The sequence below is a fragment of the Streptomyces sp. NPDC054883 genome, assembly GCF_053610645.1.
This window is the reverse complement of record NZ_JBSGYT010000041.1, coordinates 55,095-69,718: the sequence shown is the minus strand read 5'-3', so window position 1 is coordinate 69,718 and position 14,624 is coordinate 55,095. Positions and strand designations below refer to the sequence as shown.

Annotated in this window: 16 protein-coding genes; 11 read left to right on the top strand and 5 right to left on the bottom strand. The window is 73.0% G+C overall.

From position 1 onward, the window contains the following. Positions 1-201 precede the first annotated feature (201 nt). Positions 202-759 (bottom strand): hypothetical protein, encoded by a 558-nt coding sequence (locus ACWGH1_RS26250; RefSeq protein ID WP_453409054.1) that lies wholly within the window; start codon positions 757-759, stop codon positions 202-204. A 323-nt stretch (positions 760-1,082) separates the two neighbouring features. Here ACWGH1_RS26250 and ACWGH1_RS26245 point away from each other — a divergent pair, with 323 nt between their 5' ends. After that, positions 1,083-1,316, top strand: a complete 234-nt coding sequence (locus tag ACWGH1_RS26245; RefSeq protein ID WP_453354020.1) for a DUF397 domain-containing protein — start codon at positions 1,083-1,085, stop codon at positions 1,314-1,316. A gap of 92 nt (positions 1,317-1,408) precedes the next feature. Beyond that, positions 1,409-2,359: a helix-turn-helix domain-containing protein gene (locus tag ACWGH1_RS26240; protein WP_453354021.1), complete on the top strand. Its 951-nt coding sequence runs from the start codon at positions 1,409-1,411 to the stop codon at positions 2,357-2,359. A gap of 26 nt (positions 2,360-2,385) precedes the next feature. Here the strand turns inward: ACWGH1_RS26240 and ACWGH1_RS26235 are convergent, their stop codons facing one another. Further along, complete coding sequence (locus tag ACWGH1_RS26235; protein ID WP_453354022.1) at positions 2,386-3,258, bottom strand: NmrA family NAD(P)-binding protein; 873 nt, start codon at positions 3,256-3,258, stop codon at positions 2,386-2,388. Positions 3,259-3,344: 86 nt separating this feature from the next. Next, the gene (locus tag ACWGH1_RS26230) at positions 3,345-4,193 is read right to left on the bottom strand and encodes an SAM-dependent methyltransferase (protein ID WP_453354023.1); all 849 of its coding nucleotides are present in this window, start codon (positions 4,191-4,193) and stop codon (positions 3,345-3,347) included. Positions 4,194-4,350: 157 nt separating this feature from the next. On the opposite strand from ACWGH1_RS26230, the gene ACWGH1_RS26225 reads away from it, so the two are divergent. The 3 genes from ACWGH1_RS26225 to ACWGH1_RS26215 all read left to right on the top strand — a co-directional run bounded on the left by ACWGH1_RS26225 (position 4,351) and on the right by ACWGH1_RS26215 (position 9,014). Continuing rightward, on the top strand, positions 4,351-4,728 hold the full coding sequence (locus ACWGH1_RS26225; protein ID WP_453354024.1) for a YbjQ family protein: 378 nt from the start codon (positions 4,351-4,353) through the stop codon (positions 4,726-4,728). A 178-nt stretch (positions 4,729-4,906) separates the two neighbouring features. After that, positions 4,907-8,356 carry an endo-alpha-N-acetylgalactosaminidase family protein gene (locus ACWGH1_RS26220; RefSeq protein ID WP_453354025.1) on the top strand — a complete coding sequence of 1,150 codons (3,450 nt, stop codon included), beginning with the start codon at positions 4,907-4,909 and terminating at the stop codon, positions 8,354-8,356. Between the two features lie 19 nt (positions 8,357-8,375). After that, entirely contained in the window at positions 8,376-9,014 is a 639-nt protein-coding gene (locus ACWGH1_RS26215; RefSeq protein ID WP_453354026.1) for a class I SAM-dependent methyltransferase, read from the top strand. 5 nt (positions 9,015-9,019) lie between these two features. Here the strand turns inward: ACWGH1_RS26215 and ACWGH1_RS26210 are convergent, their stop codons facing one another. Next, the gene (locus tag ACWGH1_RS26210; RefSeq protein WP_453354027.1) at positions 9,020-9,862 is read right to left on the bottom strand and encodes a helix-turn-helix domain-containing protein; all 843 of its coding nucleotides are present in this window, start codon (positions 9,860-9,862) and stop codon (positions 9,020-9,022) included. Between the two features lie 325 nt (positions 9,863-10,187). On the opposite strand from ACWGH1_RS26210, the gene ACWGH1_RS26205 reads away from it, so the two are divergent. The 4 genes from ACWGH1_RS26205 to ACWGH1_RS26190 are packed head-to-tail and all read left to right on the top strand — an operon-like array spanning position 10,188 to position 12,277. After that, positions 10,188-10,589: a glycosyltransferase gene (locus tag ACWGH1_RS26205; protein WP_453357846.1), complete on the top strand. Its 402-nt coding sequence runs from the start codon at positions 10,188-10,190 to the stop codon at positions 10,587-10,589. Positions 10,590-10,641: 52 nt separating this feature from the next. Next, complete coding sequence (locus ACWGH1_RS26200; protein ID WP_453409053.1) at positions 10,642-11,103, top strand: LPXTG cell wall anchor domain-containing protein; 462 nt, start codon at positions 10,642-10,644, stop codon at positions 11,101-11,103. Between the two features lie 29 nt (positions 11,104-11,132). After that, positions 11,133-11,750: an RNA polymerase sigma factor gene (locus ACWGH1_RS26195; RefSeq protein WP_453409052.1), complete on the top strand. Its 618-nt coding sequence runs from the start codon at positions 11,133-11,135 to the stop codon at positions 11,748-11,750. After that, complete coding sequence (locus tag ACWGH1_RS26190; RefSeq protein WP_453409051.1) at positions 11,747-12,277, top strand: hypothetical protein; 531 nt, start codon at positions 11,747-11,749, stop codon at positions 12,275-12,277. The genes ACWGH1_RS26195 and ACWGH1_RS26190 overlap by 4 nt, the downstream gene beginning before the upstream one ends. A 12-nt stretch (positions 12,278-12,289) precedes the next feature. Here the strand turns inward: ACWGH1_RS26190 and ACWGH1_RS26185 are convergent, their stop codons facing one another. Beyond that, complete coding sequence (locus ACWGH1_RS26185) at positions 12,290-12,754, bottom strand: MarR family winged helix-turn-helix transcriptional regulator (protein ID WP_453355782.1); 465 nt, start codon at positions 12,752-12,754, stop codon at positions 12,290-12,292. Between the two features lie 180 nt (positions 12,755-12,934). On the opposite strand from ACWGH1_RS26185, the gene ACWGH1_RS26180 reads away from it, so the two are divergent. Next, complete coding sequence (locus ACWGH1_RS26180) at positions 12,935-14,152, top strand: MFS transporter (RefSeq protein ID WP_453409050.1); 1,218 nt, start codon at positions 12,935-12,937, stop codon at positions 14,150-14,152. Between the two features lie 39 nt (positions 14,153-14,191). Then, on the top strand, positions 14,192-14,611 hold the full coding sequence (locus ACWGH1_RS26175) for a GlcG/HbpS family heme-binding protein (protein WP_453355780.1): 420 nt from the start codon (positions 14,192-14,194) through the stop codon (positions 14,609-14,611). The last annotated feature ends 13 nt before the right edge of the window (positions 14,612-14,624 follow it).

Genomic DNA, 14,624 nt, shown 5'->3' with positions numbered 1-14,624 from the left:
TCTCACCCCTCATCCGGACCCGGTCACCCCGGAGCCGCGCACCCTGCCCGGGGGTTATCCGATCCACCGCCGGGCCCTGCCCGGTCTCGCCGCCGCCGGACGCGTCGGCGGCGTCGGGCCGGCCGGCGGGGCGGCCGCCCCCGCCCCGCGGCCCCGGCCTCCCGGCGGACCGTGCGGCGGATCAGCCGCCCGGCACGCTGATCAGCGGCACCACGGCACCGTGTCGAGGTTCTTCACGTAGCGGGCGGCCACCCAGCTGTTTTCCTTGTCCTTCATCGAGGCCTTCTTGACGGACTTGCCGTTGTCGTTGCGGCCGTCGGTCAAGTTGGCGTCGTCGCGGCCGTTTTCGCGGCTGTCGTCACGGCTGTCGTCACGGCCGTTTTCGCGGCCGTCGTTCCAGGAGTCGCTGCCGTCGCTGTCGCCGTCGTTCCACTCGTCCCGGTCCTTGCGGTTGTCCAGCAGGTACCACAGGGCGTTCCCGTCGACCCGCTCCCCGCGCTGCTTGCATTCGAGCGCGATCCGCTTGCCCGGATCGACCTTGCCCAGGGAGTACGAGCGGGTGCTCGGCTTGCTGCGGATCGTCAGCCGGCCGGACGAGACGACCTTGCCCCAGATCTGCTGCTTGGCACTGCTGTGCTCCTGGTGTGCCGGGATCTCGGCCATCGGGTCCTCGTCGGCGATGGCGGCGCCCGCGCTGACGAGGCCGAGCACCAGGCTTCCGGCGGTAAGAGCGAGGACGGTCCTGGTGGGCTTCAGCATGAGCCGACTCCTCTACGAAGACAATCGCCCGACCGCGCCACGCGGCCCGGGCCGGCGACCAGGCGGTCGCCACGGACGACTATGGCGAGGAGAGGGCGTGACACTCTGGCGGCGCACCGCCGGTTAGCCCGTTTTGCCCAATCTAGACTGTTTTGGGGTAGAGGGGTGGCCCGTGGGGCGATCCTCCGGGAAGTACCGCTCCTGAGGCACCCTTTCGGGGGACTTCCGCGGCCGACCGTGCTGGCTAGCATTCTCATAACTGTTTGTCGGGCAATCCCATGTGCGATTGGCCGATCATGCGCGACGGAACGAGGAGACCCATCATGCAGTTACGCAATGGCATCGTGGCGAGCGAGATCCCCGGTGCGGTCTGGGTGAAGAGCAGCGCCAGCGTCGGCAACGGCAACTGCGTCGAGGTGGCGGCACTGGCCGACGGCGCCGTGGCGATGCGCAATTCGCGCTTTCCCGACGGTCCGGCCCTGATCTTCACGGCGTCGGAGATCGAGGCGTTCGTCGACGGCGTCAAGCGCTCCGAATTCGATCAACTGACCGGATGAAGTCCAAGCCTCAGGCCAAAGGTTGGACGGGCAGGCGACCACGGCCCCATTCTGACAACTGAGATCCGCCCCCGGTCACATTGGAGTTCCGCATGCCCGCGCTGCCCGAACCCCTGCCCGATCCGCAGTCCGGCTCCCTCCCCGGGCCGCTCCACGACCCGCTCGCCCCGGTCCTGCCGCTCGGGAGGGAGCAAGGACGAGCGGCGGCCGCGCGGGTGCTGGGCCAGGAACTCAGAGGGTGGCGCGAGGCCCGCGGGCTCACCCTGCGGGACGTGGCGCCCGTCATTCGCGGATCGGTGTCGAAGATCAGCCGACTGGAGCGCGGCGAGAGCCCGCCGAAGGCGCGTGACGTCCTCGACCTCGCCCGCCACTACGGCCTGGCCGACGAGGAGATGCGGACGGTCGAGCGGCTGCTGGAGCACGCCCAGGACTGCGAGTGGTACGAGCAGTACAGCGATGTGACCCCCACCTTCCTCAAGCGCCTGATCCAACTCGAAGGCGAGGCGCAGGAGATCTGCGTCTACGAGAACCTCGTGGTGCCCGGGATCCTCCAGACCCCGGCGTACGCCAGGCACATGGTCAGAGCCGTGATGCCCAGCGCCTCCGACGACGAGATGGACCGCGTCGTACAGCTGCGCACCCAGCGCCAGCTGAGGCTGATGGAAGGGCAGGTGCCGCGCCTGACGGTGCTGCTCGATCAGGGGGTGCTCCAGCGCCGCTGCGGCAACGCGGAGGTCATGCGCGAACAACTGCGGCACCTGCTCCGGGCCGGGGAGGTCGCCAAGGTCAACATCCGCATCCTGGAGATGTCCTGGGGGTACTCCGCGGCCCCTCCCTATCCCATCACCCACCTCAAGTTCGCCGACGGGGGACCGGGCGAGCTGGCGTACGTCGAGCACATCAACGGCGCCAACTACGTCACCCGCCCGCGCGCCCTGGACGACCACCGCAACGCCCTCAGCAACCTGCGGAAGGCCGCGGTGTCCCGCGAACGCAGCCGCCGACTCATCGAAGAGGCGCTCCGGCAGTACATGGAGGACTGACGATCGGGGAGTGTCCGGGGCGCTCACTACGTCAGCAGCGGGCGCAGCTCGGCATGGGCCCACCCGCCGAGCCGGGTGGGGGTGGTGGTGAGCAGGTCGCGGGGCTGCTCGGGCACCAGATCGCGGGACCCGGCGGTCATCCCGACGACTGACTCCACCGCCGACGGCGGCAGCCCCGCCGAGCGCAGCGCCTCCCGTACCGCGTCGTCACCGACGGCTTCGAGCCGGACCGGGCGTCCGAGCGCTTCGGTGAGGATCCGCGCGACCTGGTGGAAGGTGAGGTCTTCGGGTCCGTGCACGGCCTGCACGGTCCGGCCCCGCCAGGTGTCGCCGAGCAGTCGGGCCGCGACGACGTCCCCGATGTCGCGCGGATCGACCCACGGCATCGCGTGGCCGGGGTCGAACGCCGTGGTCAGGACGCCGCGGGAGAGCCCTTCCAGGTCCAGCAGCAGGTTCGTGAAGAAGTACGCGCACCGCAGGTGCAGTACGTCCGCTCCGGTGGCATCGAGTTCCTCCTCGATCCCGCCCAAGGCGTCGATGTGTCCTGCCCCGTGCCGCCTCTCCGCCCCGATGCTGCTCAGCAGCACCACCCGCCCCACATCACCGGCCCGGGCGGCCTCGACCAACGGCGCCGCGGTCGACAGCGAGGCGTCGATCGGGTCTGCCGTCGTGTGGGGAGTGGGATCCACCCAGAAAACGGTCCGCACCCCCGCCACCGCCTCGCGGACGAACCCGGCGTCCGTCAGGTCACCCCGCCGCACGTCGACCCGCTCGCGGGTCTCCCCGTCCAGCCGGGCCGGGTCCCGGACCAGAACGCGGGGGCGGACGCCGGCCTGGAGCAGCAGCCGCACGACGCGCGATCCCACGTGTCCGGTCGGTGTGGTGACCACGATGGTCATCGAGTCATCCTCTTCCTGGACTGGTCCGTCCTTCGCGCATGCGGGAGCACGCGCTCCGGGGGTGCCCCTGCCCCCGGTCGCTCAGGTCATTCCGCCGAGTCCCGGGCGGCCGGGAGGAGGCGGCCCACGCCGCCCCACTCGACCCAGTCCTTCGGCCGCAGCTCCGGCGGCGGCGGGGAAGCGTCAGGGCGCCAGTCGACCACGTCGACGAGGTCGGGTTCGAGGATGTCCAGCCCGTCGAAGTACCGCCGCACCTCGTGGGGCTCGCGCACGCGCCCCCAGTGCCCGTGCGTGGTGACGTCCATAAGCCGGGTCACGTCGTCCCGGACCACCGGGTCCTCGCTGACGAGCTGGCAGATCACCAGGAAGCTGCCGGGCGGCAGCAGGGCCGCCGTCTTGCGCACGACGGCGGACGGGGAGCGGTCGTCGTCCGAGTCCGGGATGCAGTGCAGGACGGACACGAACAGGGCGGCGATGGGCTGCTCCCAGTCGAGGAAGCCCCGGGTGGCTTCGTGGATGCGCTCGGTGTCGCGCATGTCCACGGGTAGCACCAGGGTGCCGGAGTTGTCGTGCAGCGTGGTCTGGGCGTGCGCGAGGACCATCGGGTCGTTGTCGATGTAGGCGACCTTGCAGTCCTTGTCGATGCGCTGGGCCACCTCGTGGACGTTGTCCTGGGTGGGCAGGCCCGAACCGTGGTCGAGGAACTGCCGGATCCCGTAGTCCTCGACGAGGATCCGTACGACCCGGCTGAGGAACGCCCGGTTGTTGCGGGCGAGCAGCTGGGTGCTGGGTGCGATCTCCAGCAGCCGGGCACATGCCTCGCGGTCGCTGGCGTAGTTCTCCACACCACCCAGGAGCCAGTCGTACATCCGGGCGACGCTCGGGGTGTGCATGTCGATGAACGGCGGCTGGGACGTGTTCGGCCCTAACTCCATGTGCCCTCCTTGATGGCCCCTCGGGGCCCGCGGCGCGGGGGTGGCCCATGGTAGGGAGTTCCGGGGGGTGCGCGCCAGCGGCGCTCGCTCCGCCCCCGGCTCGCGGGGACGCCCGCCCGGGATGCGGGCGTCCACCCCCGGCGCCACAGTGGGTGCCATGGGTATCGACGACTACGGCGGTGGCCCCGGGGCCGAGCAGACCGGGGTCCTGGTGGTGACGACGAACGACGCCCCCGGCTACCGGGTCGAGCGGGTCGTCGGGGAGGTCTTCGGCCTCACCGTGCGCTCCCGGCACCTGGGCAGCCAGATCGGCGCCGGCCTCAAATCGATGATCGGCGGCGAGCTGAGGGGCCTGACCAAGACGCTCGTCCAGACCCGCAACCAGGCCATGGACCGGCTCATCGACCAGGCCAAGGCGCGCGGCGCCAACGCGGTCCTGGCCATGCGGTTCGACGTTACCGAGGCCGCCGACACCGGTACGGAGGTGTGCGCGTACGGAACGGCGGTGGTGCTGGCGCCCGAGGGGACCGGCTGAGACCGCTTCCGGGCTGTCCTGGGGCGGGGGCCGTCGCCGTAAGTCCACTACGGCGCTCCGCTTTGTCCATGGGCCCGCCCTGCCCGAGGTCCGCAAGCTGTCAGGTCAGTGAGCGGACCGCGGGGCTCCGGAGCCGTGCGGTCTTCCCCGCCAGGAAGCGCCGACTCCCGGAGGCCCGATGCGCACCCCCCTCTGGCCGGCCGCAGCCGCGGTCGCCGGTCTCATCGCCACCCTCGTCGTGTCCGTACCCGAACCCGTCTCCGCGGCCCCTGCGGCCGGCCCCCTGACCATCACCTCGCCCGAGCTGTCCGTGAGCGTCGACGGCGGCTTCCCCCGCGTCATCGGCTACACCCGGCGGGCCACCGGCGACGTACTGAACGGAAACGAGGACCCGCTGACCGCGATCGTGGTCAACGGGACCACCTACACACCCGCGGTGACCGCGTCGGCCTCCGCCTCCGCCGTCGACTACGCGCTGCGCTTCTCGGGAGTGACCATCAGGTCCCGGCTGGCCGTGACCGGTTCGGTGGTCGAGTTCAAGGTCACCGCGATAGAGGACACCGCCGCCCTGCGGGTGCGCAGCCTCTCCGTCCCCGGCCACAGCCTCGTCAGCGTCCGCAGCGACCAGCCGGGCGCCGCCCTTTCCACCGCCCGCATGTACACCGCCACCACCGGTACCGGGGATACCTTCACGCCCGTCACCGCCGCGACGCCCGTGGACGCCGCCGCCACCACGGTCATGTACGGGCTGGTCAACACCGGCAGGCTGGCCGCCGCCATCGACTCCAACTCCCTCTACGACCAGCCCGCGGGCGGCGTCGCCCGCGAGAACGGCCGCATCAGCAAACAGGTCACCGACAAGGGCTCCTACCGCCGGGCCGCCCTGTGGAGCGGGGACTGGCTGTACCGGGCCGCGGGCGCCGCCGACACCGACACCGAGCCCCTCCCGTACACCCGGATCGCGATCACCGCCGACCGGAACGCGGACTCCGTCGTGGACTGGCAGGACGCCGCCGTCGCCTACCGGGACATCTGGACCCCGCCCACCGGCTGGCAGGACACCGCGAACCGGGTCGTCCAGCGCATTCCCTTCAACTTCGCCTCCCAGGCCACCCACCCCTTCGCGCAGACCCTTGACGAAACCAAGCGGGTCGGCCTCGCGACGGACGGCCTCGGCCAGTTCGTCCTGCTCAAGGGCTACGCCTCCGAGGGCCACGACTCCGCGCACATGGACTACAAGAACATCGGCGGCAAACTCGGCGGAGCGGCCGATCTGAACGCCCTCACCACCGCAGGGCACGCCTACAACGCCGACTTCGGCGTGCACATCAACGCCACCGAGGAGTACCCCGTTTCCGCCACCTTCGACCCGGCCCACCAGAGCGGAGGGACCGGCTGGGACTGGCTCGACCAGTCGTACTACGTCAACACCCGCAAGGACGGCCAGTCCGGGCAGCGGCTGAAGCGGCTCCAGGACCTCAAGGCGGCCGCCCCCGGGCTCGACTTCCTCTATGTGGACGTCTGGTACGGCGACGGGTACGTGTCCCGCAAGCTCCAGCGCGAGATCGGCGGCCTCGGTCTCCAGCTCGCCACCGAGTTCCCCAACACCCTCACCGAGCAGTCCCTTTGGCACCACTGGGCCGCCGACGTCGACTACGGGGGCAGCGACCTCAAGGGCATCAACTCCACCATCGTCCGGTTCATCGCCAACCACGCCAAGGACGACTGGACAGCCCGCGACCCGCTGCTCGGCGGCGCGGAACTCGCCGCGTACGAGGGCTGGCAGGGCAAGAAGGACTACCCGGCCTTCCTGAACACCACCTTCGCCGTCAACCTGCCGACGAAGTTCCTCCAGGAGTCCCCGATCGTGAAGTGGACCGCCGACACGGTCACCCTCGCGAACGGCACCACCGCCGGCACCGCGGGCGGCACCCGCACGATCACCACCGGCGGCCGTACCGTCCTGCGCGGCGGCGCCTACCTCCTGCCCCGCGACGGCAAGCTGTACCACTGGAACGACGCGGGCGGCCCCACCACCTGGACCCTGCCGGCGGGCTGGAGCGCACCCAGGCTGTACCGGCTCACCGACACCGGCCGCCGGCTGGTCGGCGACCTCGCCGTCAGCCAGGGCCGGATCACCCTCGACGCCACGGCGAAGACCGCCTACATCGTCACCAACGGTGCCGCGCCCGCCCAGGCCGACCCCCAGTGGGGCGAGGGCACTCCCGTCGAGGACCCCTCCTTCTACTCCGGCAACCTGAATGCCTGGACGGTGACCGGCACCGGCGCCGCCGTCACCCGCAACGCCCAGGGCCAGAACGAGCTGACCATGGCCGCCGGGACCGCCCCGGCCGTGGCGCAGCGGCTCACCGGCCTGGCGCCGGGCACCTATGCCGCTTCCGTCTGGGTCTCCACCCCCACGGGCCGGGCCGCCACCCTCACCGTCACCCCGGCCGCGGGCGCCGCCGCGTCCGTGTACGCCGACTCCTCGCCGCTGACGAACAACCTCGGCGGGAGCGAGAAGAACGGCACGGGCGCGCAGCGCATGAAAGTGCTCTTCGACGTCCCGGCCGGCCAGTCCACCGCCACCCTCACGCTGTCCGCCGCCGCCGGACCGGGCACCGTCTTCCTCGACGACGTCCGCGTGGTCCGCTCCGCCCGTACGCCGCTCGGCGGCCACTACTTCGCCGAGGACTTCGAGAACACGGACGCCGGCTGGGGCCCGTTCGCCTTCGGCGGGGCCGGCGGCCCGGCCACCGACCCGCGCACCCACGTCGCCCAGCGCAACGCCCCGTACACCCAGGCGGGCTGGAACGGGAAGCTGGTGGACGACGTGATCAGCGGCGGCAACTCCCTCAAGTCGCACGAGGAGCGGCAGGGCCTGGTCTACCGGACCCTGCCGCAGACGCTCCGCCTGACGAAGGGGCGCACGTACAAGGTGTCCTTCGCCTATGAGACCGGCTTCGGCGGCGACTACCAGTTCGTCACCGGCTCGGGCACCGGGGAAACGGCCACGGCACTCGGCCAGGCCCGCACCGCCACCACCTTCACCCGGACGTTCACCGCCGGAGTGGACGCCTGGATCGGCGTACGCAAGGTCACGGGCGAGGACTCCCACGACGAGGCGGACCTCGTCCTCGACGACCTCACCGTGGACGATCTCGGTACGGGTGGCGGCGGTGAAGTCCTGGTGCCGCAGGGCGCGATGAGCGTCAAGGCCGTCGACAGCCAGGAGACGGCGGGCGAGAACGGCAGTGCCGCCAACGTCCTGGACGGCAACAGCGCCACCATCTGGCACACCCAGTGGTACGCGGCCACCGCGCCGATGCCGCACGAGATCACCCTCGACCTGGGCGCCTCCTACGACGTCTCGGCGCTGCACTGCCTGCCCCGGCAGACCCAGAGCAACGGGCGCGTCGCGGACTACCAGGTGTTCACCTCGGCCGACGGGGTGAACTGGGGCCCGGCGGCGGCCTCGGGCAGGTTCACGGACAGCGCCGGACAGCAGGACGTCTCCTTCTCGCCCCGGACGGCCCGGTACGTCAGACTCAAGGCGACGAGCGAGGTGAACGGCAACCCGTGGACCTCGATGGCCGAGCTCAACGTCGGCCATCTGCCGCGGACATGAGAGGGAACGAGGCATCGCGATGAGTGGATCCGAGTCGGCGGCCGAGGTGTTCGACGCGCTCGCGGAGCGCTACGAGGAGGCGTTCGGTCGGGTGCCCGCGCAGCTGGAGGCCCTCGACTGGCTCACCGGCCGGCTGCCCGCCGGGGCCCGGGTGCTGGACGTGGGCAGCGGCACCGGCCGGCCCACCGCCGAGCGACTCGCCGCGGCGGGCTGCGCGGTGACCGGGATCGACGTCTCGCCCGCGATGGTCGCCCTCGCCCGCGAGCGGGTCCCGCGGGCCCGCTTCGAGCAGGCGGACGTGCGCACGTACACGCCCGGGGAGGGCGGCTTCGACGCGGTGTGCGCCTTCTTCCCGCTGCTGATGATGGAACAGCGGGAGGTGGCGGCCTCGTTGGCCCGGATGGCCTCGTGGGTGGCGCCGGGCGGGTACCTCGTCCTCGCCACGGTGCCGGGTGACATCAGCGGCCTGCCCATCGAGTGGATGGGGCACCGGGTCACCGTGAGCAGCCTGTCCGCGCAGGAGTACACGGCCCGGATCGAGTCGGCCGGCCTGGAGCTGCTGCACCACGGCACGAGCCTGTTCCACCCCGAGGGCGGACTCGCCGACCCGGAGGAGCACCTGTTCTGCTACGCGCGACGCCCGGACGCGACGGCCTGAAGGGATCATTCACGAGCGTCGTTGACGGACTGCTGGGCGCGGAAGCGGCCCGGCGCCATGCCGACGCGGCGGCTGAAGAGCCGGCTGAAGTATCCGGGGTCGTCGTAGCCGACCCGCCGGGCGATCCCGGCGACCGGCAGGTCGGTCCGGGCCAGCAGTTCCTTGGCCCGGCTGAGTCTGATGCCGAGGAGGTACTCCTTGACGCCCTCGCCGGTACTGCGCCGCACCGCCCCGCGCAGTTCCGGCAACGGTATCCCGAGCCGCGCCGCGTGCTCGGCGACGGAGATGGGCAGCAGCGCGTCCCGGGCCAGGGCGTCCATCACGGCGTCGCCGTGCCGGGACACTTCCGCGCGGGCGTAGCGCAGGGCCACCAGCAGCCCGTGTACGGCCGCCGCCGCCTCCACGTCCAGCAGCGGGCCGCCGGCGCGGGCCGCGCGGAGGATCCCGTCCACCACGTGCCGTACTCCGGCGGTCCCGCTCAAGGGGACCACCGGCCGGTCGGGGGTGACGTAGCCGAGGTCGGTGTACGCCTCCACACTGTGGCCCGTGAAGTCCACGAAGCACTCGTCCCAGCCGGTCCGGGGATCGGGTCCGTAGTGGTGTCGGACCCCGGGCACCAGCCACAGCAACGCGGGCGCGGTCACCGGCTGCGGCGGGCGGTCGGCGTGGCTGAACCACCCCTGCCCCCGGGTGACGACCACCGCCACGTGATGGTCGAGCGCGCGCGGCCCGACGACGGGCAGCAGGCCCTGCTGCACCCCCACGCCCAGGCAGACCAGCCCGAGCCGCCGGTGGTTGGCGGTGGGGGAGAAGTACCGCATCCAACTGCTGTACGGGGGCGTCGGCATCTGCGGATTGTGATCCACCGCTCCGCCGCCCTCAAGGGGCCGCCCGCCGCCGCTCCCGTCCCGGCCGCGGGGAGCGGCCCGGCGCGGCCGGCCGCGGCGGCCACCGTGCGGTACCAGAGCGGGCAGGCGACCGCCGTCGGCACGAGCGCCGGTCTCGGCCGCCGGCCACTGCCCCGGTCCGACCGCAGTGAGGCAGGCGGGGCGCGCTCCACGAGCACCGTCAGCCCCGCAGGGGCATTGCGGCAGGTCGGCCGAACCCCGCGGGCGCCGGGCGCTGGGGCGACCTCGGCACGGGCCGCCGGGAGGCGGACCCTATGCTCACCGCATGCACCGTGCGTCCGCCTTCGACCTGTCCGTGATCAGCGCTGTCTGCGACGCGATGCCGTACCTCGGCGAGGGCCTCGAACCGATCGTGGGACAGACCCCGGGCGCGGAGCGGACGGAGGCCAGCGCGGTCGACGACGGTCCGACGGACGGCGGCAGCGCCGAACCCGACCGCTGCGCGGCCCGCCACCCCCGGATCCGGCTGGTGCACCAGGCCGACTCCGGTGGGGCCGGCGGCCCGAGCAGCCGGGCCCTCGTCCTGGCGCGGGGCCGCTACGCGTTCTTCGCCGACGCCGACCACCACCGCGGCCCCGAGGCGGCTGCCGGTCCCTGCCGACGGGGTGAGAAGTTTTTCCGGGACACCGGCAACCTCGCGGGCACTCGCGCGTCGTGCGGGGTGTAGGGCGTAGATCCGCGTCCTCGTCCCGACCGCACGACCGTGGAGAACAACCGTGATGAACCTCAAGCGCGCCACCCCGTCCGCCGGCCGGGCAGCGCTCGTCACCGCTGCCGCCGCCGGGATGGCCGTCGCACTCGGCGGGCCGGCCCTCGCCCAGGCGACGCCGTCCGTCCCCCCGACGGTCGCCCCGAGCAGCGCCCCGGCACCCGCCACCAGCCTCCCGCCGAGCCGCAGCGGCACGCCCAGCGCGGCCCCGAGCGCGGTCCCCACGACGCCGGGCCGCAGCGGCACGCCCAGCGCGGTCCCGACCCAGCCCTCCGCCACCCCGACGGTCGCGCCGGGCAGCGCGAACCCGAGCGCCGTGCCGTCCGCCCAGCCGTCCGGAGCGGCCGCCGGCTCCGAACTCGCGCACACCGGCTCCTCCGCGACCACCATGGCCCTGGGCGCCGGGGCCGCCGGGCTCATAGCCGTCGGGGCCGGAGCCCTGTACACGGTGCGGCGCCGCACCGGCAACTGAGGACGTACGTGTTCCCGCTCGCTCCCGCGGTGAGCCCCTTCGCGCCCGGCTTCGGCCGGGCGCGGCGGGGCTTGTGGTCGTTCCTGCTGCGCCGCGACGTCCCCGCGCCGGCCACCCCCGCGCGCCCGTACCAGCGCCAGGGGTCCGGCAGCGTGCCGCCGGCGCCCACCATCACCGACCTGTACCACGCGCACCGGCTGGGCATGGTCCGGCTGGCGGTGCTGCTCGTGGACGACCTGGCCACGGCGGAGGACGTGGTGCAGGACGCCTTCACCGCCCTCTACCGCCGGCACGGGGAACAGATCAAGGGCGTCGACAACGCGCTGGGCTACCTGCGCACCGCGGTCGTCAACACCTCGCGCTCCGTGCTGCGCCGCAGGCGGACGGCGCGCGCCTGGATCCCGCCCGTGACGGCCGACGTACCTTCCGCCGAGGCGTCCGTCGTACTCGACGAGGCACACCGCGAAGTACTGGCGGCGCTGGGCCGGCTGACCCCGCGCCGCCGCCAGGTACTGGTGCTGCGGTACTGGGCGGAGCTCAGCGAGGCGGAGATAGCCGACACCCTCGGGATCAGCCGGGGGGCGGTCAAATCGAACGCGAGCCGGGCACTGGACGCGCTCGAACGGATCCTGGAGGGACGGATATGACGCACGACGGCGAACGCCAGGTCGAACACCGGCTGCGTCAGGCCCTGGGCGCGCGGGCGCAGGCGGTTACCGTCCGCGACCTGCGGCCGGCCGACCCGCCGGGCTCCTCGAAGCGCCTGCCGGTGGCGGCGGTGTGGCTGCGCCGCCTGACCTGGCCGGCCGCCGGGCTGGCCGGAGCCGCGGCCGCGCTGGCCGGGTACCTCGTGCTGGGGCCCGAGCAGGGGCCGGCCAGGCCGGTGCCGCCCGCGGCGCCCGCCGAGATCCCCTCGCCCACGCCGAGCGTGCAGTCCCCTTCGCCCGGGCCCAGCGCGGTTCCCTCGCCCGTTCCCACACCGCCCCCGACGGCGCCGGCCGGGAGGACGACACCGACCACGGCCCGTACGGGCGCACCTTCGGCGTCCGCTTCGCGGTCCGCGCCGCCGCGCCCCGACCGGGCGTCGGCGACGCCGTCGCCCGCCGGAACCGGGCGGCCCTCCTCGGCCCCCGGTGCCGGACAGCCCTCCTCGGCCGCCGACGGCAAGCCGTAGCCGCGCGCCCGGTCAGCCGGTGGCGGCCGTGCGGGTGTTCTCCACGGCCGCCACCAGCGGGGCGAGCTCGGGAACCGCCGCCGCCGAATCCAGCGCCTCGCGCAGGGCGGCTTCGTTCGTCGGACGCGCCCGGGTCAGCAGGGCCAGGCCCGCCTCGCTGACGTCGGTGTAGATGCCCCGCCGGTCGGTGTCGCAGATGTAGCGGTTGAGCAGCCCGCGGTCCTCCAGCCGGCTGACGAGCCGGGTCGTCGCGCTCTGGCTGAGCACCACCGAGTCGGCCACCTGGTGCATCCGCAGGTGCCCGCCCGGCCCGTTGTGCTGGCGGCTGAGCACGTCCAGCAGCGAGTACTCGCGCACGCTCAGCCCGTGGGCCGCCTGGAGCGCCCGTTCGATGTGCGCCTCGATCCGGCCGTGCAGGAGGGAGAGGGCGCACCATCCCTGGGAGAGGGCGGTCAGTGCGCTGTCGGTGGCCGTCATGGGCCCCTCCTCGGATGCGGTCCGCTGGCTACCCCACAAGGATAGGCGACGAACGCAATAGCCCGCGTTTGCATATATCCCGCGTCTGCAATTAATGTGGTCGATTGTAAGCGGCGTCGGCAAGCATCTGCGCCTGCCCGGCCCCGCGACCGCACCCCCTCCCCGGAAGGGCACCCCCTCATGCCTCTCGCACTTCTCGCCCTCGCCATCGGGGCCTTCGGGATCGGCACCACCGAATTCGTGATCATGGGCCTGCTACCCCAGGTCGCCACCGACTACGGCGTCACCGTCCCGACCGCCGGCTTCCTGGTCACCGGCTACGCCCTCGGTGTCGTCATCGGCGCCCCCCTGATGACCGTCCTCGGCACCCGCGTGCCGCGCAAGCGGATGCTGATGCTGCTCATGGGCCTGTTCATCGCGGGCAACGTGCTCTCGGCGCTCGCCCCCGCCTTCGGCGTCATGCTCGCCGGACGCGTCGTCGCCTCCCTCGCCCACGGCGCCTTCTTCGGCATCGGCTCGGTCGTCGCGGCCGGACTCGTCGCCCCGGAGAGGAAGGCCGGCGCCATCGCCATGATGTTCACCGGCCTGACCGTGGCCAACGTGGTGGGCGTCCCCCTCGGCACCCTCGTCGGACAGACCCTCGGCTGGCGCGTCACCTTCCTGATCGTCGCCCTGCTCGGCGTGCTCGGCCTGCTGGGCATCGCCAAGCTGGTCCCCGAACTGCCCCGGCCCGAAGGCGTCCGCATCCGCCACGAGCTGGCCGCGTTCCGCAACGTGCAGGTGCTGCTCGCCATGGCGATGACGGTCCTCGGATTCGGCGGGGTGTTCGCCGCCATCACCTACATCACCCCGATGATGACCGACGTCGCGGGCTTCGCCGACACCTCCGTCACCTGGCTGCTGGTCCTCTTCGGGCTGGGCATGGTCGGCGGCAACCTCATCGGCGGCCGGTTCGCCGACCGCGCGCTGATGCCGATGCTGTACGTGTCCCTGGGCGCGCTGGCCGTCGTCCTGGCGGTCTTCACCCTCACCGCGCACGGCAAGGCCGGCGCCGCCGTCACCATCGTCCTCATCGGCGCCCTCGGCTTCGCGACCGTGCCCCCGCTGCAGAAGCGGGTCCTCGACCAGGCCGCGGGCGCGCCCACCCTCGCCTCCGCCGTCAACATCGGCGCCTTCAACCTCGGCAACGCCCTCGCCGCCTGGCTCGGCGGCCTGGTCATCGCCGCCGGACTCGGCTGGACCGCCCCGAACTGGGTCGGCGCCGCGCTGGCCGCCTCCGCGCTCGTCCTCGCCCTGGTCTCGGGCGCGCTGGAGCGGCGTACGGGCGCACGCGCCGCCGCGAGCCGGGTCGTGACGGGCGCCGCCTCCCGCGGCGAAGCCGTCCCCGCACACCACTGATCCGAGCCCCGACGAACCAACCAGCAGGAGACCTCCACCATGTCCACCACCGCCGTCGCCCCCCTGACCACCGAGGACGCCGAAGCCCTCCTCGACGCCGCCCGCGCGGCCGCCGAAGCCGCCGGGATCGCGGTCAGCGTCACCGTCCTCGACGCGGGCGGCCACCCGCTCGCCTTCCGCCGCGACGACCGGGCCGTCCTCATCTCCGGCGAGACCAGTACCCGCAAGGCCTACACCGCCCTCCAGCTGAACGCGCCGACGGCCGACCTCACGGATGCCGTCCTGCCCGGCGGCCCCTTCCACACCCTGCCCACCGCCCTGGACCGGCCGCTGCTGTTCATCGCCGGAGGGCTGCCCGTCCGGCGCGGCGACCGTCTCGTGGGCGCCATCGGGGTCGGCGGCGGCGCCCCCGCCCAGGACCACGACTTCGCCGCCGCCGCGCTCGCCGCACTGGCCTGAGCCACCGGGCGCC